The 25,588-nt window shown below is 38.5% G+C and carries 18 protein-coding genes; 10 read left to right on the forward strand and 8 right to left on the reverse strand.

The window, feature by feature from the left end; translation table 11 throughout:
* Nucleotides 1–554 precede the first annotated feature (554 nt).
* From ABD909_RS03860 to ABD909_RS03870, 3 genes are all read right to left on the reverse strand, one after another.
* Entirely contained in the window at nucleotides 555–3,797 is a 3,243-nt protein-coding gene (locus ABD909_RS03860) for a type I restriction endonuclease subunit R (protein WP_345096649.1), read from the reverse strand.
* A gap of 3 nt (nucleotides 3,798–3,800) precedes the next feature.
* On the reverse strand, nucleotides 3,801–4,913 hold the full coding sequence (locus ABD909_RS03865; RefSeq protein ID WP_345096650.1) for a restriction endonuclease subunit S: 1,113 nt from the start codon (nucleotides 4,911–4,913) through the stop codon (nucleotides 3,801–3,803).
* 191 nt (nucleotides 4,914–5,104) lie between these two features.
* Nucleotides 5,105–7,132, reverse strand: a complete 2,028-nt coding sequence (locus tag ABD909_RS03870) for a type I restriction-modification system subunit M (RefSeq protein WP_345096651.1) — start codon at nucleotides 7,130–7,132, stop codon at nucleotides 5,105–5,107.
* Between the two features lie 307 nt (nucleotides 7,133–7,439).
* On the opposite strand from ABD909_RS03870, the gene ABD909_RS03875 reads away from it, so the two are divergent.
* Nucleotides 7,440–7,916 (forward strand): tRNA (cytidine(34)-2'-O)-methyltransferase, encoded by a 477-nt coding sequence (locus tag ABD909_RS03875; RefSeq protein WP_345096652.1) that lies wholly within the window; start codon nucleotides 7,440–7,442, stop codon nucleotides 7,914–7,916.
* A gap of 295 nt (nucleotides 7,917–8,211) precedes the next feature.
* Here the strand turns inward: ABD909_RS03875 and ABD909_RS03880 are convergent, their stop codons facing one another.
* Nucleotides 8,212–9,468, reverse strand: coding sequence for a CCA tRNA nucleotidyltransferase (locus tag ABD909_RS03880; protein ID WP_345096653.1), 1,257 nt, complete (start codon nucleotides 9,466–9,468; stop codon nucleotides 8,212–8,214).
* A 244-nt stretch (nucleotides 9,469–9,712) separates the two neighbouring features.
* Between ABD909_RS03880 and ABD909_RS03885 the strand changes: the two genes are divergently transcribed.
* The 5 genes from ABD909_RS03885 (at nucleotide 9,713) to ABD909_RS03905 (ending at nucleotide 17,691) form a co-directional block, all read left to right on the forward strand.
* Nucleotides 9,713–10,744 carry an AAA family ATPase gene (locus tag ABD909_RS03885; protein ID WP_345096654.1) on the forward strand — a complete coding sequence of 344 codons (1,032 nt, stop codon included), beginning with the start codon at nucleotides 9,713–9,715 and terminating at the stop codon, nucleotides 10,742–10,744.
* A gap of 2 nt (nucleotides 10,745–10,746) precedes the next feature.
* On the forward strand, nucleotides 10,747–11,658 hold the full coding sequence (locus ABD909_RS03890) for a DUF58 domain-containing protein (protein ID WP_345096655.1): 912 nt from the start codon (nucleotides 10,747–10,749) through the stop codon (nucleotides 11,656–11,658).
* Nucleotides 11,655–14,456 (forward strand): DUF4159 domain-containing protein, encoded by a 2,802-nt coding sequence (locus ABD909_RS03895; protein WP_345096656.1) that lies wholly within the window; start codon nucleotides 11,655–11,657, stop codon nucleotides 14,454–14,456. The genes ABD909_RS03890 and ABD909_RS03895 overlap by 4 nt, the downstream gene beginning before the upstream one ends.
* On the forward strand, nucleotides 14,453–16,549 hold the full coding sequence (locus tag ABD909_RS03900) for a glutamine amidotransferase (RefSeq protein WP_345096657.1): 2,097 nt from the start codon (nucleotides 14,453–14,455) through the stop codon (nucleotides 16,547–16,549). The genes ABD909_RS03895 and ABD909_RS03900 overlap by 4 nt, the downstream gene beginning before the upstream one ends.
* Before the next feature lie 239 nt (nucleotides 16,550–16,788).
* A complete protein-coding gene (locus tag ABD909_RS03905) occupies nucleotides 16,789–17,691 on the forward strand; it encodes a metallophosphoesterase family protein (protein WP_345096658.1) in 903 nt (300 codons plus the stop codon).
* Between the two features lie 49 nt (nucleotides 17,692–17,740).
* On the opposite strand, the gene ABD909_RS03910 is transcribed toward ABD909_RS03905, so the two are convergent.
* The gene (locus ABD909_RS03910) at nucleotides 17,741–18,649 is read right to left on the reverse strand and encodes a cation diffusion facilitator family transporter (RefSeq protein ID WP_345096659.1); all 909 of its coding nucleotides are present in this window, start codon (nucleotides 18,647–18,649) and stop codon (nucleotides 17,741–17,743) included.
* Nucleotides 18,650–19,793: 1,144 nt separating this feature from the next.
* On the opposite strand from ABD909_RS03910, the gene ABD909_RS03915 reads away from it, so the two are divergent.
* Nucleotides 19,794–20,153, forward strand: a complete 360-nt coding sequence (locus ABD909_RS03915) for a TrmH family RNA methyltransferase (protein WP_345096660.1) — start codon at nucleotides 19,794–19,796, stop codon at nucleotides 20,151–20,153.
* A 116-nt stretch (nucleotides 20,154–20,269) separates the two neighbouring features.
* Here ABD909_RS03915 and mnmA read toward each other — a convergent pair whose 3' ends face one another.
* Nucleotides 20,270–21,499 carry a tRNA 2-thiouridine(34) synthase MnmA gene (mnmA, locus tag ABD909_RS03920; protein ID WP_345096716.1) on the reverse strand — a complete coding sequence of 410 codons (1,230 nt, stop codon included), beginning with the start codon at nucleotides 21,497–21,499 and terminating at the stop codon, nucleotides 20,270–20,272.
* Between the two features lie 346 nt (nucleotides 21,500–21,845).
* On the opposite strand from mnmA, the gene sciP reads away from it, so the two are divergent.
* The gene (gene sciP, locus ABD909_RS03925; RefSeq protein WP_345096661.1) at nucleotides 21,846–22,121 is read left to right on the forward strand and encodes a CtrA inhibitor SciP; all 276 of its coding nucleotides are present in this window, start codon (nucleotides 21,846–21,848) and stop codon (nucleotides 22,119–22,121) included.
* A 130-nt stretch (nucleotides 22,122–22,251) separates the two neighbouring features.
* Here the strand turns inward: sciP and ABD909_RS03930 are convergent, their stop codons facing one another.
* Complete coding sequence (locus ABD909_RS03930; protein ID WP_345096662.1) at nucleotides 22,252–22,638, reverse strand: flagellar export protein FliJ; 387 nt, start codon at nucleotides 22,636–22,638, stop codon at nucleotides 22,252–22,254.
* A 576-nt stretch (nucleotides 22,639–23,214) separates the two neighbouring features.
* Between ABD909_RS03930 and ctrA the strand changes: the two genes are divergently transcribed.
* The gene (gene ctrA / locus ABD909_RS03935) at nucleotides 23,215–23,916 is read left to right on the forward strand and encodes a response regulator transcription factor CtrA (RefSeq protein WP_006590160.1); all 702 of its coding nucleotides are present in this window, start codon (nucleotides 23,215–23,217) and stop codon (nucleotides 23,914–23,916) included.
* A gap of 216 nt (nucleotides 23,917–24,132) precedes the next feature.
* Here ctrA and chpT read toward each other — a convergent pair whose 3' ends face one another.
* Nucleotides 24,133–24,771 (reverse strand): histidine phosphotransferase ChpT, encoded by a 639-nt coding sequence (chpT, locus tag ABD909_RS03940; protein WP_345096663.1) that lies wholly within the window; start codon nucleotides 24,769–24,771, stop codon nucleotides 24,133–24,135.
* A gap of 212 nt (nucleotides 24,772–24,983) precedes the next feature.
* Between chpT and ABD909_RS03945 the strand changes: the two genes are divergently transcribed.
* On the forward strand, nucleotides 24,984–25,580 hold the full coding sequence (locus tag ABD909_RS03945; RefSeq protein ID WP_345096664.1) for a DUF1134 domain-containing protein: 597 nt from the start codon (nucleotides 24,984–24,986) through the stop codon (nucleotides 25,578–25,580).
* Nucleotides 25,581–25,588: the final 8 nt, after the last annotated feature.

Here is a 25,588-nt window from a genome sequence, read left to right on the forward strand (position 1 = left end):
ATTAATGAATAAACTTTTTTGACGTAAATCCACTACTCTTGATTGATCTTTACCCAATACTTTTTATACTTCTCTTTCCGTAATTTAATACTAGTTTATGATGCAAACTCCCACCAAGTACACTCCATCATCCCTCAAGGATCAATGGAATTTTGCAACCCTCTTTGTTGAAGCTTTTCAATTAAATCATGAACGATATTTCTGACTGTTTATTCTACTAAAACACAAAAAGTTATATTCAAAGATTGACGCGGAAACATATTAACCAGTCGCGTTGAGCCTGACATCTACCATTCAAAAATGCAAAGCCAACATCAGCATTTTGCAACAAAATTCCCCTTAAAAACACAGATATTAAATCTCAGAGCAAACAAGCCCATATACAGCGGAGTATCAAAAAAATTATTTATGCATCCCAATACTTATATATTCAAATATAATAACTCTTACACAAAGAGTCTTCGATCTCTTCCGTCACAATGATAAAGAATTTAGCTCTCTTTAATATCTATTAATAGCACAATACTTCATAGTTTTAAAAAATCGAACATACCTTATTCGATACCCAAATCAATGTTATAATCTTTACGCAACAACTCATAGACTACTTCAACCAATGCAGCCATACCTTGATGCTCTGGTTTAAGAACCTGTAGAGCAAGTTTCTGGTGGCTCGACATAGCACGTGTTACAGCTTGCTGCACCACACTAGGCAGATTACCTTTCATAACCTGTTCACGGGTATTATTTTTTAGCTGAGCCATTACTACATCACTCTCGCCGGCAATTGATTTGATCTGGTTGATAAAAGCGACTTGATCCTGAATAGGTGTGGCTTCACCAAATAAACTGTTAAGCTTGTCAATAATCTCTTTGACGAATTTAAGCTTATCACCAGCACCACTTTTTCCTCCAGCACCAACAGGTTTTAGCACAGGTATTTCTTCAGCTACTACTTTCTCTTTACTATGTTTTTTAATGTCAAATCCAGTGAGAATCAAACCGGACAAATCAACAGTTTCTAACGCTTCATTTAGCAAACGTTTTTGCAACAATTTGGCAAAAGCAGCAAAATTCTCCAGTTCTGGATCACCAAAATCAATAAGCTGTGCGATATAGAAATAGGTACGGCAAAAACGTCCAAGATTTAACTTAAAATCCAACAACATCTTGATTTTCTGAGCATTTTCATTCTGATGATAATCAGCAAATTTCATACCTTCTTTATCACCTTCAGCACGAGCTCTTTCAAAAGTAACTTCCCATACTGCCACTTCATTGTGAAGCATATTCATTTTGTTGTTATAAAGATTCGTTGCCCTATTTGTAGCAGCATACAGAGCCTTGTGTTGCAACGCTTTTTTATGGGGAAGGCCACCAATAGTTTTGAAACAAGCTCCCTTGAATGCAGCAAGATCGCTTTTATCATACAATCCATATCCATCCAAACGGTCTTTGATTTCATAGACCACGTTCAGATCTTGAACTTCATCAAGTTGAGCCCCATCATCATAGGTAGCAAAAGCCTGACGGACATTTTCTGGATTATTCACAAAATCAATGATAAAAACTTCATCTTTTCCGGGTGTCATACGGTTGAGACGAGAAAAAGTTTGTACAATCTCCACATGATTAGCAATTTTTTTATCTACATACATCGCCATCAATTTTGGTTGATTAAAACCCGTCTGAAATTTATCAGCAACCAACATGACACGGTATTCAGGACGGTCAAAAGCAAAACGTAAATCCTTTCCCTGTACGTCCGGATTCATACTATACTCAGTGAATTCTTCATTCTCATTCACCATAAAAACGTCATCGAGATAAGCATCATCATACTGATGCATCATCTGTTGACCAATCACTTTTCCTGAAAAAGCAACCAATGAACGAATAAAACTATACTCACTATACTGCTCGATATAGCAATCAAATGCTTTTTTATAGCGAATGGCAGCAACACGTGACCCCGTAACGACCATCGCTTTTGCTGTATGATTCAAACGATGTGCAACATTCTTCGTAAAATGCCCAATAATAAACTGAACTTTCTGCATCACATTGGTGGGATGCAAGGCCATCCATTGAGCCAAGGCACGTTTGGCTGCTTTACCACTTACTCGCTTACTATCTTCAAACTGTTTGGAGAGGTTGAAAACAGTTTTATAAGGCATATAACCTTTTAACACATCCAAAATGAACTTTTCTTCGATAGCTTGGCGCATAGTATACGTATGGAAAGCTTCCGGCTTATTATTATCTGACGCTGGTTTGCTGGGATCTGCCAAGCGGCCAAACAACATCAAAGTAGAATGTTTTGGTGTCGCAGTAAAAGCGAAATAACTGATATTATCCGACCGGATGCGAGACTTCTGCAATTTTTCCAACAATTCATCTACTGTCATGTTAGACATATCACCGTGTCCACTCATACCTAGTGCAGTTTGCAACTTAGTAGCAGTTGCCCCCGTTTGCGAATTATGTGCCTCATCAATAATAACCGCAAAATTTTTACCCTTCAGTTTCTGATCTGTAATAATAGCTTCCATAGCATAAGGAAAAGTCTGAATAGTAACCACGATAATAGGCGTACCAGCCAATAACGCTTCTGAGAGCTGTTTATTCTTGGATTTGGAAGATTTTTGTCGGTCAATAGCAGCGATGACCCCAAATTGATGATCAATTTGTTGCACTGCTTCGCGAAGTTGTGCGTCAAGTACATTACGATCAGTGACAATAATAACATTGTCAAACACCGCATCTCCATTGTCTTTTCGTAATTTCACCAACTCATGTGCAGTCCATGAAATGGTACTGGTTTTACCTGAACCCGCACTATGTTCAGCGAGATAAGTCATCCCCGAACCATTTCTACGAACATCAGCCAATATTTTATTTACAACCGTCCACTGATGAAAACGAGGAAAAATTAGGGACTCTTTCCTCGACAAATTTCCATGAATATCCACCACATCCTTCTTCTCAATATAAACAAAACTATGAAAAATACGCAGCCAAGCCTCTGGCTGACAAACATCTTCCCAGAAATACGCCACTGGATATTCTCGTGTTCCATCTGGTTTGATTTCACCTAGTGGATTACCTGCATGACCTTTATTCCCCTTATTAAACGGTAAGAAGAAAGTGTTTTTTCCGTCCAATTTTGTTGTCATCATGATTTCAGAATCAGACATAGCAAAGTGCACTACAGCCCCTCGCTTGAAAGTCAATAATGGTTCTTTACACTTCGTTTTTGGATCATAAGGTAAGCGAGTATTACGATATTGATCCATCGCAGCTTCTATCGTCTGCGTAAAATCTGTCTTTAACTCCAGCGTTGCGACAGGTAAACCATTAATAAATAAGACTAAATCAATGGCAAATTCACGCGCAGGATGATACTTTAGTTCGGGAACCACACGCAGAATATTAGCCTGATAACGTCTAAACACGTCTGCATTACGCTTATCCTCTGGTGCCACTTCTGTCATTTCAATCAATCCGCAACCTGCTATCGAAAATCCCTGCCTTAGCACCTGTACTGTGCCTTTCTCTTCTAGCACTTTTCCTAAACGCTTCATAAGCACATCAAGAGACTTGGTACCATGAAAGCGCTCCAGCTTATCCCATTTATCACTTTGACCACTATTTTTGATCCAGCTTTCAAGATCTTCTGGATATAATGCCCGCTCAGTATCGTAGTACTTGGTATCACCAAGCATCCACCCTTGCCCAACCAAACACTCAATAATATAATTTTGAAAATTCTTTTCTTGATGAGATGATAAGATCAATAATTATCCTCCTCGCAAATCAATCTGTCCAGTCACTGCCGCTGTAATAAAAGCTACCCGACGTTCTTTAAGTAAAGCAATACTTTCCTCGACTTTAGCAACAAGCGCATCAATACGAGCCACTTCTAGATTCAAAAATTTGGAAATATGCTGCTGTTCTTCTAAACTAGGCTTGGGAAGTTTAGCTTGACGAAAGTCGCCGTAATTTAAATTTTGCCCATAACGGATAAATCTAGCTGTAGTCTTTAAGCATTGTATATACAAATCTGATTTGAACAAATATGCAAAATAATCAACTTCTGCACCAACTTTTGCTCGCAGTACCACATAGGCTGCACTAACACACCCACAAGCCTTTCCTTTCTCAATTCCTCCTTCAAAGCTCATCATACTGAGAACAAAGTCATTCAATTCTACATGCTTTCGCTGTTCAAGGTTCTTTACAGCATGAGGAACTCGCCGCTCTTCTAGTCTTTCATACTCGGCTAGAGGAATAACACCATATTTTTGAGTTGCGGAAAGGTGCTGATCATCCGCATGTGCTCTCTCCTTACGCTCTACAAATAGCCATGTGCTTGGAACAACCCCCCAATGCTCTGGCACTTGTCCAATCCACTCAACACCGGAATCCTTCATTTTGACATCAGGATTCAAACCTTTTGTAACTGCATAAGTAATCAAAGCTTGTCGCTTTTCCTTAAGCAACTCCATAAAGCGTTTTTTTTTGCCAATGAGCGCATCAATACGGGCAGTTTCTTTATCTAAAATAGCCACAATAGTGTTTTGTTCTGCTAGATTAGGCAATACAATAACAAATGATTCAAAGATTTCTGTTGGAACACGCCTTAATCCTCCAGTACCTCTCATCTCAGAGATAGCAATAGTTCTAAACCGGTCTTCTTGTAACCAATAGTACAGAAAACGATTATAGCTCCTTTCATTTGTCCTAATGACATTTATTTCTGTTGAACCAAAACCAATACCGTTAACTAGTCCATTAGCAATAGCAATATTTCTATTTTCAAAACAAGGAGTTACTTTGGCAATGAGAATATCTTCGTCACAAAAGTAGCTATAACCATCGTAAACATCTTTGACTGTACGAGTTTCGTCCAAAGTGATAGTATTTGTTCTTAATTTTTCCATAGGGAGAAATGTACAAAGAGAATCTTTCCCCTCGATCAAGGATGATTTCTTGGGATTAAGGATAGAAATCCATTTAATTCGGGCGATCTTCCAATGTTCTGGCACTTGTCCAATCCACTCAACACCGGAATCCTTATATATTGGATATGGTTTATATTGGCTCATTGCGCAGCCATCTCTGCCAGCAGGGTGGCAATTTCCTCTTCAACTTTCTTGAGGTCGGCATCAATATCTTGAAGCTTGCGAGGTGGCTGATACTGATAAAAAAAACGATTAAAATTAATTTCATAGCCTACCCGTCCCAGTTTACCATCCTTCTCATCAATGAAGTTCTTATCCAGATAAGCATCTGACACATACGGTAGAACTTCACGAGCAAAGTAATCCTGAACATCTTCTAGATAAGGTACATTTTCATAATCGTTCAAATCTATATCTGGTAAGACTTGTCCATTAGCATCTGTCACAGGATCAACTTGTAAATCTTTATGCCCAAAAGCATTGATCAATGCAGTCATGAAAACTTTGCTTACCTTAACTTGTAATGACTTGCCATTATCAGATTTGACAGCTTCTTTAGAAAATTTTTCAGCCCAATTGTAATGTTGCGTTTGTCCAATCAGTGGCTTGATAGCTGCCATCCAAAAAGTTTGATGTTCTGCTGGCAATTTACGCCAAGCAGCTTCGGACACCAATCGTGAAAGCCCTGAATTGTCTAATACCAATTTCATACGTAGTGGGCGAAGTACCTTGATACGACGATAACCAAATACGCGGTAGTCCAACATTTTAGAACGTGAATTGGTTTCACCTGCTGCATATATATCCAAAATTTGGCGACGTTGATCATCGCTAATAATGCGGCGTTTGTTCCCCTCATTTTTGATAGGTGTCCAAAGATCTGTGGCATCTATAAGCTGCACCTTACCTTTACGGTTTTCGGATTTCTTGTTAGATAATATCCAGAGATAGGTAGCGATATTGGTTCGAAAGAATAAATCTGTTGGGAGGGCCACTATAGCTTCAATAAGGTCATTTTCCAGTAACCAGCGACGAATTTCAGACTCTCCAGAACCAGCTCCACCGTTAAACAGTGGTGAGCCAGACAGAACTATGGCAGCACGACCACCACCATTTTCAGGAAGTTCCAACTTGCTTGCCAAATGCATGAGAAACAGCATAGAACCATCACTAATTCTAGGTAAACCAGGAGAAAAACGCCCTAAAGTTCCAAGCTTATGTTCTTTTTCGACCGCTTCTTTATCTTTCTCCCATTTTTTGCCAAAGGGAGGATTAGAAAGGCAATAATGGAAGCGTTCACCAGCAAAGTGATCATTGGACAACGTGCTACCTTGGCGGATATTTTTTGACAGATCACGCCCAGGATCAGATTCCAAACGGCGTATCAACATACCAGCCACACACACTGCATGGGTTTCTGGCTCCAATTCTTGCCCATGAGGCACCAAAACCGGAGGAATTTTATAGTGATGGCTATAGTCCGCAACATGATTCATTGCATCAGTTAAAAAGCCACCCGTACCACATGTCGGATCATACAGTGTCCGGATTAAGCCAGGAGTTTTTTCAAACAAAGTATCATCTGGATCAAGCAAAAGGGCTGTTGCCAGATGTACAATGTCACGCGGCGTCATAAAATCCTCGGCTCCTTCATTCACCTCAGAACCAAAACGACGAATTAAATGCTCATAAATATTGCTCATTACACGATCTGGCACTTTATCGGGATGCAGATCAATTCCTGCAAAATTTTTACAAATGGTGTATAATAATCTTGCTTTCTCTAACCGGATAATCGTATTGAAAAAATCGAATTCTTCAAAAATACTGCGCGCATTATCAGAAAACAGAGTAATATAATCTTCAAGATTGCGGCGTGTCTGAGTACTCCCTAATGTTGAGAGTGAATACTCAGAAGTGTTGTAAAAAGGATAACCTGCAGCCAAACATAAAATTGGATCAAGCTCAATATCTGCATTTATAAACTGCTTATAAGACTCATGTACAGCCTCACGTGTTGGTTCCAAAGTACACTCTAATCGTCGTAGTAAAGTAAATGGCAAAATAATCTTACCAAAATCAGTGTGCTTGAAATCACCCCATAAATCTTCTGCATTTTTCCAAATAAAATCAGCTTGTGATGCAGCCGAACCAACAAATTTCGTCACCCTAATCTCCAATCAAATTTTACATAGAAAATACATTTTACCTATTTAAACTAAAATTAATGATCCAACCTCATTTTTGCAAATGTTCCATTTTTTACTTAATGAATCCATTCTTTTTGAGTATTGTTAATAATAGTTAAAATTCACTCTTGGCTTATATAAAACCTATGTACGCAAATTTTTCCCTGAAATCCAGAATGAAGAGAAGTAAAATACAAAAATCGCATACTTCTTTAAAGATATTTTTTTGAACAAGCTCTAAAGACTTCTTTACAAAAAAAAAGAAAAAATCATACGATATAAAGTTATGACACTTCACATTGCACTTTTTCAACCTGATATTGCAGGTAATACGGGAACAATTTTGCGTCTTAGCGCCTGTTTTGGTTTACATGTTCACATTATTGAACCAGCCGGCTTTAACCTATCGGATCGCAATCTTAAGCGAGCAGGGTTGGATTATCTCGAATATGCCTCGCTCGAGCGACATATTGATTGGCAACATTTTATAACTACCATGAGACTCTTTAACCGTCGTCTTTTGCTTTTCAGTACAAAGGCGGAAATATGCTATACGCGGATATGCTATCAAAAAGATGATGTTTTACTTTTTGGTCGTGAATCGGCAGGTGTTCCCGATTACGTTCATGACGCCGTTGATTACGCATTAAAAATTCCCATGCAACCACATGCGCGCTCCCTAAATCTTGCCATGAGTGTCGCCATAACAACAGGAGAAGCACTACGCCAAATTGGTTATCATAAAAACAATGAAACTTTATAAAGAAAATAAAAAAAATCCCTTCAAGGAACTCAATATATTGATTAAAGTGCCATTTCTTTACACCGCATAACGATTAAAAAGTGAAATTATCACATCTCTTGAGAGTTCATACACTCTTCAATGATACTTCAGAAATAAGCTACAGAACAATTTTATAAATCATCAGAAAAAAACGATGCAAAATTGAATGAGTATTGAAGCCAATAATATCTCACCGCATTGTTTTTCCTGTCAATAACCAAATGGTTATAAACAATTATACTAAAAAAGAATAAAAATATCTCAGCAAAAAGCTCTATGATGAATGTACTTTTTCTAATAATGTATGACGATCTATGAGAAATCCGCTTTCAATCCATATCATCTCTAGCTCTTTAAGCTTTTCTCCTAACAGCACACCTTTAGTAAAACCTTTCTGAATCAAATCTTTGCCGGTAACAGGAAAAGTTGGAATCTGCCATTTTTGAGCAAGCTGATAAAGCCCGATATAATTCACTGCGTTTTGTAATGCCTCGCTTTCCTTCAAAATAGCACCACGTGCAACCGCTACAGATAAAGATAATTGATCTAAAACTGGCTGTCGTCCATGAAAATAAATCAGTTTTTGCACAAAACCATCTGAACAGTTTTGCTTAATCATTTCCAATTCTGCCCATTCTTTTAACCGTGTTTTTTCTTTATGGGATAAACGCAAACGCTGTGCCATTTCATGCAGACGTATAGGATCAGGAGGAAGAAGACTTTCTAGCCGTAACAACGGATCAGCTTCCCAACCAAGAGCCTGTTCTGTTTTTACCAAGGAGTGAATTGCATCAATGCCCCACTTTTCTGTTTCAGGAAAAATGCGTGTCAAAATTCCACTTTGTCGCATCCATAAAAGAGCACGCGTTGGATCCGCAGCAATGAGAAGTTTTTTCATCTCTGCCCAAATGCGCTCAGCAGAAAGTTTTTGCAGACCATCTTTTAAACAAACGCATGCTTTCAATCCTTGTACATCCGGCCGTCCCGCCCCATACCAAGCAAAAAAACGAAAAAAACGCAAAATACGCAAATAATCTTCTCGAATACGATTTTCTGCAACACCAATAAAACGAATCGTGCGGCTGGCAATATCCTTTAAACCTCCCACATCATCATAGAGGCGTCCAGCAGCATCACAATAAAGTGCGTTAATAGTAAAATCTCGCCGTTCTGCATCTTTTTGCCAATCACGACCAAATACCACTTTTGCATGACGTCCATCTGTTTCAACATCACAGCGAAGCGTTGTGACCTCATAAGAACATGACGGAGAAACCACCGTGATTGTACCAAATGCAACACCTGTAGGAATAGCTTTAAATCCTGCCTCTTCTGCACGTGCTATAATCTGCTGTGGCAAACAGGTTGTCGCAATATCAATATCACAAATAGTCTGCCCTAACAATTGATTGCGCACCGCCCCTCCCACAATACGCGCCTCTTCACCATCCAAAGACAAAACGCGAAGAAGTGTTTGGATATCATTATTTTGTAACCACGCAACCTGTTTAAAATTTTGTCTTATGCTCAAGCTTTTAACCTTTCAAATATCGTCTTCTTCACCTTTTATAGATATTTTTATGAGAATAAAATTACCCATACATCCCCTACACAACCATCTTTTTGTTTCAAATAGAGAACTCTGCATGTATGCGAATATAAAAAAACAACATATTACACTTCTTTTCTTCTCATTTTCTGCTACAAATCATAAAATATTCATTATCATGCAGAGAAAATTATCGTTTTTTCTACAAATGCCTTAAGGAAAAAATATGAGTCAACCTGATATATCATCCAATTTTATGAAAAAGGCCAATGTCAATAATGAAGCTCAAGGGATCATTGATGATATTGATAGCGTGTACAAAGAATTGGATATTCTGCGACAAGAAATTGACAAAGTTATTTTTGGGCAAAATCATGTGATTGAATATGCTTTAATAACGATTTTTTCTGGTGGACATGCCCTTCTTGTCGGTGCTCCAGGACTCGCCAAAACACGTCTTGTTGAAACTTTGGGAATAGTCTTAGGACTTGATGAAAAACGCATCCAATTTACTCCAGATCTCATGCCATCAGATATTATCGGTTCTGAAATTATGGATTCCGATAAAAGTGGGAAACGCTCTTTCCGCTACCTTCAAGGGCCTATTTTTACTCAACTTCTCATGGCTGATGAAATTAATCGTGCCTCTCCACGCACGCAATCAGCTCTTTTACAAGCCATGCAAGAATATCATGTTACTGTTGCTGGTACCCGTTATGATTTGCCACACCCCTTTCATGTGCTCGCAACCCAAAATCCTCTCGAGCAGGAAGGAACCTACCCACTTCCTGAAGCACAATTAGATCGCTTTTTAATGCAAATTGATATTGACTATCCTGATCTCACAACAGAACGCCGTATCGTTTTAGAAACAACAAGAGAAAAGAAACAAAATACAAAGCCAATTTTATCAGCACAAAAACTGCAAAAAATTCAAAATATCGTTCGGAGAATGCCAATCTCAGAAAATATTGTAGAAGCCATTTTAAAAATCGTCCGTTCAGCACGCCCTCATAAAAACAATACTCTTGCCAATACTTATGTTGCCTGGGGTCCTGGCCCACGAGCATCGCAAGCACTGTCACTTTGTGTCCGCGCCCGTGCCCTTTATTATGGGCGTTTAGCTCCCTCACTTGATGATGTTGAATCGCTAGCACACCCGGTATTACAACACCGCATGGCACTTAATTTTTCTGCACGTGCTGAAGATGTTACCGTAAAAGATATTATCAATAATCTTTTGAAAGATGCCCTTTAGAAATGGCCATTGGCAAAAAAGTTTCAAAAACCCCTCCCATATCACTCGCGAGAAAACTGCATGAAGAGACTACAAAAATGCCGTATTTTCTTCTACAAGCACATCGCATTGCCAATACATTGATAACTGGGTGGCATGGACAACGCAAACGTGGAAACGGAGAAAATTTTTGGCAATTCCGCCCTTATGTTGAAGGCGAATCCGTTACGCGCATTGACTGGCGTCGCTCAGCGCGTGATGAACATACCTATCTACGTGAACATGAGTGGCAAATGACTCAAACGATTTGGTTCTGGCCTGATCAAAGTGCATCTATGCATTATTGTTCGCGCTTTTCTAAAATCTCTAAGGTGGATCATGCTATTATTCTTACTCTTGCCTTGGCATTACTTCTTGCACAAAGTGGAGAACATATTGCTATCCCCAATCTCATGCCACCTACCATAGCATCCAATGTCATAGAACGCATGACGCTCGCTTTGGCAAATCATCAAAGTGAAAATCCATTGCCAAATTTTTCAACAATTACGCGTTTTTCACATGTCATCATAATAAGTGACTTTCTTGATCATCCTGAAAAGATTATCCAACATTTAACCAGTTTGTCTACAAAACAGGTTACTGCACATTTAATTGAAATTGCTGATCCAGCAGAAGAAAATTTTCCCTACAAAGGTTGTACAGAATTTTTTGATCCCGAAACAAAAGAAAAGCATATTTTTGGAAAAGCAGAAAACCTTCGTGAACACTATTGCAAACTGTATCAAGCAAGGCGACAAGAATTAGCAAATTTTTGTTTGCGCCAAGGATGGACCTATCATGTGAGTATGACAAACAAACCTTTGACAGAAACCATTTTGTATCTTGCAAACAAAATAGAAGGCTCTCCATCACACATCAGGAGGCCGCTTTGAGTTTTGCTGCTCCCTTGTTGTTACTAGGACTTTTATCCCTGCCAATCATTTGGTGGTTGTTGCGGATGACCCCTCCCACCCCATGTAGAGAGCTCTTTCCCCCTTTGCGTTTTCTCCCAAAAGCAACCAACCAGCAAGAAACAGCAAAGCATACACCTTGGTGGTTGCTGTTGTTACGCTTAACCGTAGCAGCACTCATTATTATCGCTTTAGCCCGCCCCACTTGGAATGAAGAGCCCCTTATACTTTCCGGCTCTCAACCACTTGTCCTCATTATTGATAATGGATGGGCATCTACAAAAGAATGGCAGAAGCGCATTTCGCTTGCACAAATCCTTCTCGCACAAGCAGAACAACACCAAAAAGACATTTATTTTCTTGCCACAGCTGAAAATGATGCCCCTCTAAATTTACTTCCTGCAAGTGTGGTAAAACAATATTTAAGACATTTGCAACCCCGTCCTTGGCCTGTCAATCGTATGCATACACTCAAAAAGCTCATTGAAAAAACCAAAGGAAAATCTCCTGATATTGCTTACTTAAGCGATGGATTACAAACAAGTGAAGATGATCAAGCTTTTACACTTCTTGAACAATTAAGGCCCAAAACATTCCTATGGTACACAACTGATATTTCTGCTTTCACTGGCATAACATCCATAGAAAATAACAATGGCAATATGGCAGCGCGCCTTATTCGTTCAACAACACACGGGAAGACTCCAGCCACACTAGAGCTTTACGATGCAAACAATCAACTTCTTGGTCAATTTACCACAAACTTCCAAGAAGGAGAAACGACAACGCTCGTTCCTTTTCATGTCCCGCTTGAATTGCGCTATGATATCGCTTGGATAAAAATAAGTAACCAAGCCCACGCTGCAGCGACCTTCTTAGTCGACAATCATAAGAGAGTAAATCGTGTTGCTCTTCTCTCACCAAATACTAATGAAATGACACAACCTTTACTCTCTCCATTTTACTATATTATCAAAGCATTACAGGATCATACACAGCTTATAACAGCTGGTGGAAGAGAGCTTTCAACGGATATTGATCACTTACTCAAACAAAATCCTTCTGTTTTTATTATGGGTGATATTGTGAATATATCAGAAAAAGCGGAAAAAAAGCTCTCTGACTTTGTCAATAAAGGAGGAACACTGATCCGCTTTGCAGGAGAAAACTTGAGTAGCACAGAACACTATGATAGCCTACTGCCAGTCGCCTTGCGTCCTGGGAAGCGTTCTCTTGGCAGTATTATGTCTTGGACGAAACCGCAAAAACTTGCACCATTTGCAAAAAACAGCCTTTTTTCTGATCTTCCCTTTCCAGAAGATATCACTGTCTCACGCCAAATCCTAGCTGAGCCAAATCCAGATCTTTTTGCAAAAACATGGCTTAGTCTTTCTGATGGAACACCCCTTATTACAGCCTCAGTACGTGGCAAAGGAACGCTTATTCTTATTCACATTGCCCCCGATCCCACTTGGTCAAACCTCCCTCTTTCTGTTTTTTTTGCACAAATGCTGCAAAAACTGATAACATTGAGTACCTATGAAAGTACAAATCCAACACAGATAAAAAAAGAAAAAATGATACAAAATCCTTGGCGAACAATCACCGCTGATGGACAATTACAAACACCTCCCTCTTATGTTGTTCCACTCGTTCTTGACACAAAACACCCACCCCTTCCCTCCTATCGTACACCTCCTGGACTTTACGGCGTAAAAAATAATTTTTATGCACTTAATTTGTTAAATTCTTCATCACAGCTGATAAAACAACCGCTGTCACGCTCCTTAAGCAAAAAGGCTTTATCTTACAACACAAAAGAAAAACATCTTATTGGTCCATTTTTAGGACTAGCTATGTTGCTCTTTGCTTTTGACAATTTTTTAACTTTATGGATGGGAGGAGCTCTTTTTCTCAACCGTCGCAACAATATGCTTCTATTCCTCCCCCTTACAATAGCTCTCATTGCCTTCTTTTTACAGCCCCCAACCCTTCACGCACAAAACACACCTGCTCCTGATGAAAGCATAATACAAGCAGCAGGAGCAACACATCTTGCTTACATTATAACAAATAATCATGAAATTGATTCAACGAGTAAAAGTGGTCTTAAAGCCTTAAGTCAGTTTATTGCAGAACGTACAATGCTTGCACCAAGCTCTGTGATAGCACTTGACCTCGATAAAGATGAGCTTGCCTTCTATCCTCTCATTTATTGGCCGATTGACGCGAACAGTCCTGTCCCATCACAAAAGAGTCTGGAAAAAATAAATAACTTTATGAAACATGGAGGCACGATTTTATTTGACACACGTGACCAGATAAACACCAATCTTAATCTTGAAGGAGATGCTACCGCAGAAACCCAAAGACTACGAACTATCTTAAAAGGATTAAACATTCCAGCCCTTGAACCCGCATCAACGGATCATGTGATCGCACGTTCTTTTTATATCATGCCAGATTTTCCAGGACTTTATCGTGGTTCTCCTTTGTGGGTTGCAACATCATCAAGCAATAAAAACAATAAAAATTCTCACAGAGCGGGCGATAATGTAAGTTCTCTTCTGATCACAGGAAATAACTTTGCTGGTGCTTGGGCACTCGATGAGAAAGGCATGTGGAAATATCCACTTATTCCCACTGATCCCATGCAGCGCCTATGGGCATTTCGCGCAGGATTAAATATAGTTATCTATGCGCTTACAGGAAATTATAAAGCAGATCAAGTGCATGTTCCGGCACTTTTAGAACGCTTTAAAAGGGAAAGAAGGCGATGATACCATCCATAACTTTTCAGCCCTTTTTGCCTCTTTCTTGGCTTCTCTTCTTGGGGGGAATATCCGCCTTTTTTGTCATAATTGGCCTCGTTATGCAACGTCAAGGATCTTTATTGCGCCTTATGGCATTGACCTCACTCATCCTTGCATTGCTTAATCCAATACTTATAAAAGAACAGCGTGAACCACTTAAAAGCACAATAGGTATTGTCATTGATCGCAGCCAAAGCCAAATATTTGGCACACGCACCCATGACAGTGATGAGGCAAGCGCACAACTTACAAAAGCATTGGCACATTATCCACAATTTGAACCACGTTTTATTGATGCTGGAAAACTTGCTGATACTCAATATGCCCCTTCAACTAATTTGTTTCATGCTTTAACACAAGCTATCTCCGATGTTCCACCATCTCGCTACGCTGGCACAATTTTTATCACCGACGGACAAGTTCATGATATTCCTGACATTTCAGAGCTTTGCCATAAAGCACCACTCAATGCGCTTATAACGGGCAAACCAGATGAATTTGACCGTCAAATTAAATTCATTTCTCCGCCTCGCTTTGCTCTCATCAATAAACCACAAACGCTCTCCATCTTAGTAGAAGATAAAGGGCAACGCCCAGAATCCATACCACCGCAAGCAAACATTACCGTCAGTGTTAATGGACAAGAAGTTGGTTATTACCCTGTAACCCCGGGCATTATTTTTCAAACTGAAATCACGCTTCCCCATGCTGAAAAAAATATTATCCAAGTTACAACAGATGCCTATAAGGAGGAATTAAGCTCTGAAAATAACCGCGCCATAACTCTTATTGAAGGCATTAGAGAAAATTTGCATGTCCTCCTTATTTCGGGCACACCTTATAATGGTGAACGAACATGGCGTAATCTTTTAAAAGGAGATTCTAATATTGATCTTGTTCATTTTACAATTTTGCGCCCTCCCAACAAAGCAGATAATACGCCCTTAAGCCAATTGTCACTTGTGGTTTTTCCTACAAGAAAACTCTTTGTTGAAGAGATTAATAATTTTGATCTCATCATCCTTGATGGCTATCAACATTCTTCTGCTCTCCCATTAATCTATTATGATTATATTTCTCAATATGTACAAAATGGTGGTGCATTACTGATAGTAACAGGACCTGAATTTACCCAACAAAACTCACTTGCAAAAACCCCTTTAATCAGTATCCTGCCCGCATTACCCAATGGTGCTATTCTTGAAAAACCTTTTCTCCCAAAATTAACCAAAGAAGGTGAACGCCACCCTGTCACAAAAGGTCTTGCAACATCTACTTATCCAGCCTCTCAATGGGGACGATGGCTACGACAAATTGCTATTCAAGATGGACACAAAGGCATGGCTCTCATGAAAGGCGCTGATGAACAACCGCTGTTACTCCTTTCTCACGCGGATAAGGGACGTGTGGGCATGTTGCTTTCCGATGAAAGTTGGCTTTGGGCAAGAGATTTCGAAGGTGGCGGACCTTATGCAGCTCTTTATCGCCGCATTGCCCATTGGCTTATGAAAGAACCAGAACTTGAAGAAGAAAAATTAATTGCCACCAGCAACCACCAACATTTAATCATTCGTCGCCAAACACTCAAAGAATATCCAGAACCAGTAGAAATCATTTTTCCCTCAAAGAAGAAAGAAACAATTACTCTTACAAAAGAGCAAGAAGGTGTCTTTACAGCAACGATTAAGACTGATGAGATAGGAATTTTTACCATCAAAAACGGTGACTTAACAACGCTTTCTTCTGTCGGCGTGCAAAACAATCTTGAATTGTTTGACTTAATTTCAACGAAAGAAAAACTAGCCCCTATCATTAAACACACTGGCGGATACATCACACATTTACACAACACAGAAAAAGGAAGTATTCATCTTCCTCCACTTAAACTGATTCAATCACAAACAAACACAATATCTTCTCTTGCGCGTGCAATTGTTCTGAAAGATGCAACTGAAACCCGTTTAATCAATATTTCCTCTTTTCCGATTTTTTCTGATTTCTTGGCATTGCTTGCTTGTCTTTTACTATTGAACAGCATGTGGTATCGTGAAAGTTATTAAGAAATTTTGAGCACAACTTTAAAATACGAGTGTATTCTACAAAAATATACACCAATAAGATAAGGAATAACGTAGAATATCACGCCACCTTTTTATCCTGCAAAAACCAATGAAGCAGAAATTTTCCAAAAGCTTTCTCTTTTTCACTAACTTTTTGCATTTTACAATTCCTTTCTGCACTCAAAATACCTCCACTTATCCTATATCGCTTTTTGATTGCCTAAATCATTTTCAACGCTATGCTAACAACTATGTTTTATCTTGCTCATATATCGGATGTGCATCTTGCACCACTACCACAACCTTCTCTCTTTGAACTTTGTAGCAAACGCCTTACCGGCTATCTTAATTGGCAAAAAAAACGCAAGAACCAAATGGCAACAAATGTCCTAGAAATTTTAATGGACAACTTGAAAAAGACAAATCCAGACCACTTAGTCATCTCTGGAGATCTCGTCAATCTTGCTCTTGATAAAGAATTTGAGCAAGCACGTTATTGGTTGCTTAACCAAGGAGAACCACAAAATATTTCTTTAACCTTTGGCAATCATGATGCCTATGTCCATGGAGCTTTTCGAAAAGCCTGTAGTTTTTTCAAACCTTGGATAGAAGGTGATTTTCCTCAAAAACATGCCCTTCCCTTTCCTTATATGCGTATTCGCGACAATGTCGCTATTATAGCTGCTTCCTCAGCCATTGCGACACCTCCTTTTCAAGCTTCTGGTTATTTTGGTAAAAGACAAGCGCAAATATTATTACAACTTTTAAATGAAGCAGCAATGCGCAATCTTTTTCGCATTGTTATGATCCATCATCCTCCTTTTCATCATGCAACCTCTTGGCATAAGAAATTATGGGGTATCGAGCGTTTTCTAAACGTTATCAAACATCAAGGCTGTGAACTCGTTCTTCACGGACATACCCATCTTCCTACATTGACAACTATTCAAGGAACTACAGGAAAAATTCCTATTGTTGGTGTTTCTTCTACATCACAAGCTTTTGGTGATAAAAAACCACCAGCAGGTTTTAATTTATTTGTTATTGATGGTGAAAGCTCTCAATGGCACTGCCAACTGCAACGCTATAGCCTTATCAATCAAAAAAATGAAGTCGCCCGCACTGAAACAATTGATCTTTAAATACTTTGTACCACAACCAAAAACAACAATATTTTGCTTTATAATTCTTTTATATAAAAGGCACCACTGTTGTGCCGAGAGGTAACTTCGCCTCTTCTTCAGGCTCAACATGAATAGAAATGCGCACATTATCAAATTCTTTATGCAGGACAGCTTCAATTTTATCGCAAATCTTATGGGCTTCTCCAACCGACATTACAGCTGGTACAACCAAATGAAACTCTATAAAAGTTACTCTACCAGCCACACGAGTAAGCAAATCATGGATTTCAAGTGCACCCTGTGCATTTGCAGAAATAAGCTCACGAATCCGCATAGTTTCATTCAATTCAACTCCAACATCCATTAACCCCTGAATAGCACTGTTAATGACTTTCCAGCCCTGCAAAAGAATATTAATGGCAACAATGATTGCCAAAATCGGATCGAGAATCCCCCAGCCACTGAAGAAACCAGCAACCAAACCAATTAAAATGGCAAGTGAGGTAAAAACATCTGTTATGAAATGCATTCCATCAGCTTTAAGAGCTGGTGAACGATGCATTTTTCCCTGATGGATCAAAATCCAACCCCACATGCAATTTATGACACTGGCAACAAGATGAATAACAAGCCACATTCCTGGCTTTTGCAAGAGTTTAACGGTTGAGAGAGCCATCCATGCTTCTCTTAAAATGATAATAGCCGCAATAATGATTAAAATTCCTTCAAGAATCGCAGAAAAATATTCCGCCTTATGATGCCCAAAAGGATGATTGTGATCTGCCGGTTTCATACTGACTCTAACAGCCCACCATGCTGCCAGTGAGGCAAGTATATTAACAATTGATTCCAATGCATCAGAATAAAGAGCAACCGAACCAGTGATATCATATGCCCAATATTTTAAAGCAAAAACAAGACATGCAACGAAGATAGAATACAGAGTTAAACTTTGTATATTGATTTTGGCATTCATAATCACGCCCATTCTTCTTTATGAAATAAGCAATAGAGTCCCACTGATATTTTTGATATGCTACCAATAGTCCCACAACATCATAGAAGCTTTATAATATCCATAAATGAATTTTACAGCCCACCTTATTATTTCAGTACCGCCCCTCTTACATAACATAATAAATAAAAGAATGTGAATATCGCCTCAAAAATAAACAAAAAGCGCGTTTTAAATAATCAAGCATATTATCCCATCAATTTTTAAATAACTTCATGCCGCTTGCTCCCATAATTGAAAAAAACAGCTATTTTTTTCAAACATATCGCACGCACATATCATTATTCATCTTTTGGGACACTAAAACCCGTAATATATCAGCATCATTGTACACAGTAAAAAAGCGCTTAAGCATTTTACTGCAACCTAACGTCTCCATATTTATTTAAAAATATAACTGTTAAAATAACTTGAAAACGCTTTTTAGAAACGGAAAAGAAAAACCGCTAACTCAAAAAAAAGAATCTGGGCATTGGGGACCCAGATTCTTTTCCCTTAGAACTTAAGGGCATGCAGAGCTTAGGAAATAGCGGGGACCTAAGGCCCTGCACCCGATACGAAAACAACTACATTGTACCGCACTCGGTATTGTCAATATATACCATTGGTTGTATTATGTCAATATTAATTCTAGCATAAGTTTAAAATAATGAATTTTTTTATCTTTCTTAAAAAAATAAAGCAAATATTGAACATCTAGTAATTTAAAAATAAAGAACATTAAAACCCCATATGCATTTAAATATCATAACAATCTATAAAACTGATGATCCAGGTTTGAAAGACTATCACAACATCCGTAAAAAAGATCTTGTTGGGTGACGGCATCAATTTATAGCTAAAGGTAAAATCATATTATCAGTATTACTGGCTTCAAAAAAAATCTTTGCCTTTTTACTACTTATAATAGCAGAACGCCTTCCTAGCCTTTATGGCCCTCTGAGAAAAAACACAACTTATATGCCCTATTTACTGCGTTTCGCAAAACATCATAGAAATATTACCGGTTTTCATGTTCATCGTGGTATGTTTTGGTATCGAGAAATGCAAAACGCTTCCATCATTACAAAACTTGTTATAAGATCTTCAGACAAAAGATTTGATTTTGCTTTTATGTGGTATTTCGAATCATGATAATATGGGGAATATTTTTCCCAATGCAGCAGCCATTTGCAAGGAAATGGTATTTCCCTTGACAAAACTTCATGTGATCCAACTCTACCGTAAATCAATCAGAGTTTCTACTGGTGCTGCTCTCAAAGCTGATATTCATGACATTATAACAACTATAAACGCTCCAGATTTCCATCTCTATGCACTTTTCGCCTCTGCCCCATACATCATACTAAAGCAAGCACAACCAACAAGAAGCATAGCGCTTATTTTAAGAACAGAAGATGATGAATTACCAACTCAATGTATTAAAAACATAAACATTACGCAGCCCTATGGCTCATGGCTTTGATAACCTCAATGTTGCTACAGCTTCAAGCATTGCATTTGCCCACTTTAGCGATTTTGATAAACTCTCTTAAAGAAAATATCCCTACAAATTGTAAAACAATTCCATAATGCAAGTTATTATTTAAAAGAAGCTATTGTTGTAAATTGGGAAGAAGCAGTAGTTTCTGTTTCCAGATTGCATAACAAGCGTTTCAACATCACCTCAGTATCAGCAGCACGTTCTGAACGGATCACAAACCCTCCTCCAAGAATCCGTGCTGCATCATGGTTTCCATCATAAAAAACACAAGCTTGTCCTGGTGCCACAGCATTTTCACGTTCCAACAAGTCAACGGAAAAAACATCTTCTTGATAATGCAAACGAGCCAGATGAGGAGGACGCGTTGAACGAACTTTTACAGCCACCTCAACACCATCGGAGGGAAAACTATCCAAGCGCTCATCACCAAGCCAATTTACATCACGCAAAAAGAGCTTATGTGTTTCCAACATTTCACGTGGTCCAACAATAACACGTGCATTTTCTACATCGAGATAAACCACGTAAAGCGCTTCTCCCGTTGCAACACCAATACCACGACGTTGCCCAACAGTATAATTCATAATTCCTGCATGTTTTCCTAAAACCTGTCCATCGATATGTACAATAGCTCCAGGATTAGCTGCTTCTGGACGTAGTTTTGTAATAACATCAGAATACTTTCCTTGTGGAACAAAACAAATATCCTGACTGTCATGCTTATTGGCAACCACAAAGCCCATTTCTGCCGCTATTTCACGAACACGGGCTTTTGGAAGATCTCCAAGAGGAAAACGCAAATAATCAATCTGCTCTTGTGTTGTTGCGAAAAGAAAATAACTCTGATCACGATCAACATCCAGAGGGCGGAAAAGTGCCCGATGTGCTCCATGAGAACGCGAACGAATATAATGCCCCGTTGCCAAAGCATCCGCCCCCAATTGGCGCGCGGTCGCTAATAAATCAGCAAACTTGACAGTCTGATTGCACGCCACACATGGCACAGGTGTCTCACCATGTGCATAACTTTCTGCAAAAGGATCAATCACAGCTTCGCGAAATCGCTTTTCATAGTCAAGAACATAATGGGGTATCCCCAATGTCTCTGCAACGCGGCGCGCATCTTCTATATCTTGTCCAGCACAACACGCCCCCACCCGATGTATCGCAGCACCATGGTCATAAAGTTGCAACGTAATACCAATGACATTATATCCTTCCTTTTTCAAAAGGCCTGCAACAACCGATGAATCAACCCCACCCGACATTGCTACAACAATACGGAAGTCCTCAGGTGGTCCTGTCAAATCAAGACTATTCAAAAACATATATTCATTCTCTATTTGTGGATCGCCATTCATTGATAGCCTTCTGCATGCTATCCATTATTCTCTTATATTGTTTTTTTAACCTTTCCACAATCAATAGCATTACTTTCTTAAAAGTAGCTGCAAACAAATAAAGATTGATAGAAATAAGGCGCAAACAAAATCCTTTTTTTCTTTTTAAAAAATCTGACGAAAACATTTCAAAAAATTATTCTACACACTTCACTTTGCAGCATATTTTATCTGCAGGCTTATTTTATTAATTTTTTTTCAACCGGTTTAGCTCTTTTTTAAATCTCATGTTTTACAAACGAATCAAATCCTTGACTCAAGGTAGAAGATAGTAATGACGAATCTAATAAAAGCACAAATGAAATATGTTATTGGACCGGATGGAAGTCCACTTACAATTGCTGACCTACCGCCAAAAACAACAAGGCGTTGGGTAATCCGTCGCAAAGCTGAAGTTGTCGCAGCTGTGAGAGGTGGATTGTTAAGCCTTGATGAAGCGTGTCAACGCTACACTTTGACCGTAGAAGAGTTTCTTTCATGGCAAAGTTTGATTGATGAACACGGTTTAGCCGGATTACGCACCACCAGAATCCAACATTACAGACATTAATTGCTGCTGATGATGATTCGATAACAGCTTAAAACATTCTTTAAAACAGCCAAACTCGATAACAGTTTGGCTATTTTTACATTTCATCCTATAAATATTTCAAAATATTGATTTTTAAATGATAACTTTTTTATCCAGTCATTAAATGAGATTGAATAAAAACATCCTCATCATCTGTTAATGTTTTCTTTTCCCGTGCCTCAAGAAGCTGTGCACGTTGCAACTCTCCATTGATTTCATGAAGAATCATTTCAGCATTCGTTTTTTGAAGCTGCAAATCACGAATTGAATTTACAAGATTATCGCGTCTCTGCCGTGCCGCACGAGCCAAAGCAGAATATGCAAAATGACGAACATCACTATTCCCAGATTTACGTTCTTCATGAATAATTTGCGCTTCCAGCTCTAACACCATTCGCTCAAATTCTGCAATCATCATCTCAAGCTGTGCAATTTCACGACGCTTCCCACGCATTTGAAACATCCTTAGCCGCACCATACTTTCTCGTGGCTTCATACTCACTACTCCTTGATTACGCCAGCTTAAAATTCACATTCACACTCTAACATACAACATATACTGTTAGTTACACTTTCTCAGACGAAAACAGTCCATTTTTAAATTTGCTATTACCATTTTCTGCCTTTCCTTAAAGCACTTACGAACAAAAACTGCTTGAAAAAATAACCATTTCTTCACTCTTCGTTTTTACTATAGAGCATAGAGATTTAAAGCTCAGTAAACAAACAATGAAATTTAAAAAAACAATCAAAATAATCTTTTATAAGGCTTTCTTAAAGTCAAAATTTAGTGGAAAAAGCACTTTAATTTCTTTATGAAGTTAAAAAATATGCTATTTTTTTAAAATAATTTTTAACTTTTTTCAAAATAAAAATATTTTGTTAACCACTATCATAGATAGTGGGGAATTCAGTGGTGATTGTTGCGCGTACTACTGAAATATTGATAAACACTTTTATTATTGTAAGTGTTTAATTTCATGAATGGGTTTTATAAACAGTGGTTTTTCCAGCTGTTATAAAATGTAAAGTGCCCCTTCTGATTCGTAAGGGGCAAAGTGAGGGATCTAAAATGCGCGTATTATTAATTGAAGATGATAAAGCGATGACTCAAAGTATTGAGCTTATGCTAAAGTCAGCAAATTTTAATGTTTATATCACTGATCTAGGTGAAGAAGGGGTCGATTTAGGAAAGCTTTATGATTATGATATCATTTTGCTTGATTTGAATTTGCCCGATATGTCAGGTTATGATGTCCTACGGACTCTGAGATTGGCAAAAATAAAAACTCCTGTCCTTATCCTTTCCGGTATGAATGCCATTGAGGACAAGGTGCGTGGTTTTGGCTTTGGTGCAGATGATTATATGACAAAGCCCTTCCATAAGGATGAACTTATTGCACGTATTCATGCAGTTGTTCGTCGCTCAAAAGGACATGCGCAATCCGTTATTGTGACCGGTGATCTCACCGTTAATCTTGACGCAAAAACCGTTGAAGTTGCAGGGCATCCTGTTCATTTAACGGGCAAGGAATATCAGATGCTAGAGCTTCTCTCTCTGCGCAAAGGCACGACACTTACCAAAGAAATGTTTCTCAATCACCTCTATGGTGGAATGGATGAACCAGAACTTAAAATTATCGATGTTTTTATCTGCAAACTACGGAAGAAATTGGAAGCTGTCTCTTCTCGTGTAAACTACATTGATACAGTTTGGGGACGTGGTTATGTATTACGTGATCCAATTGAAGAGGACGTACGTAAAACCGCTTAAGCAGTGAAAATGCCCATTGTAAAATCTCGGAGTTTAGCGGGCCGAGATTTTTTTCTTGTTACAAAGAAAGGATAGCACACTAAAAATCTCTTCATAGAAAGAAAATATTTAAAGCTTTAAAAAACGCAACCCTCCCTTTTAAGGATGTACTCTCACCGCTTACAGAGATAATTTCAGCCATTTTTTCTAAATACGGCTTCGGTATTTTTATCTTATTCAAAGCTCTCTCGTACTTTCCAAAATAACACAACACTCCGTTTCTTTGATATTTATCTTCATCTCTGTCATCTGAGCAAGTAACAACGTGTAATAAAATTGGATGACATGCGCATCGATAAGCTCTTCCTGAATTTCTCCATTATATAAGGCCATAAAATGAGCAGGAATACGAAGAATTTTACTACAGATTTCAAATCGAAAAGAAAGCTTATCTTCATCCTGCACAATCTTAACAATGATTTCTCCACCACGAGAAACCGTCGCATTTGCAATCAATAACAAATTAAGCAAAAGTTTCACTTCATTTTTTGGTAAAAGTAGAGGGAGAGCTTGCCATTTTAAAATTGCTTTTTCTTGCTGCATATATTGTTGGGCCACTTGCTCAGCCAAACGTGTATCTATGTGTCCCCCACTAGCCCCTGCAAAACCAAATGCCAATCGTGCAAATTGTAGACGTGCAGAAGCACTAGCAACGGACCAACGAACCAACTGCAAAGCTTCTTCTTCAGCCCCTCCCTCATCATAGAGCTCCATAGCATTTTGAATAGCTCCAACAGGTGAAATCAAATCATGACAAATACGGCTACAAAGTAAAGCAGCAAGATCTGTAGACTTCAAAGAAATAGCGAGTGTCATAGTTATTGGGGCTCCTAAGATTTAAAAAACTTCCTTTTAAACCAAAACTCTTAACATCTCATGCATAGAGAGAGGAAACTTTAACAATCATGCTAAATTTTTTCAGAAAAAATACGAGAATTTAAAAAATCTTATATTTTATTTTTTATTTGAATAGAACGAAAATCCTAATATTATAACTTGCTTTGTAACTAATAAAAGGGAAAATTTTTATGGCTCTCTTGCTTTTAAAACGTTGGTACAAAAACATCACAGCTTTCATCTTCCTTTTACTCGTCACCATAAACACTGTAAATGCACAACCCCAACCGATAGAACGAAGCGTCCCCCATTATTCCCTGCAAGAAATTATCGATTCTGGTCATGTTTTTTTTGGAAAAACGACCAGTGGTATAGCAGCAGCAATCCAACATATCTTCTCACGATATGGTTATCCAAATGCCTATATTTTAGGGGAAGAAGCTTCTGGTGCTTTTTTTGCAGGCTTAACCTATGGTGAGGGAACACTTTTTACAAAAATCTATGGCCAGCATAAGGTTTTTTGGCAAGGTCCTTCTGTAGGATGGGACTTTGGTGGACAAGGTTCCCGTCTCATGATTTTAGTGTACGATCTTAAGAATGTAAATAATTTATGGGGGCGCTATGGTGGTCTTTCAGGTTCGGCCTATTTAATTGCAGGGGTTGGTTTTCATGTCTTAAAACGCCATAATGTCTTACTCATTCCAATACGCACAGGTATTGGCGCACGCCTTGGTATTAATGTGGGATATTTAAAACTAACACCTAAACCAACATGGAATCCATTTTAAACGGATCT

Origin of the sequence: Bartonella acomydis (genome assembly GCF_039543025.1) — a bacterium.
In the GTDB taxonomy this organism is placed as follows: Bacteria; Pseudomonadota; Alphaproteobacteria; order Rhizobiales; family Rhizobiaceae; genus Bartonella; species Bartonella acomydis.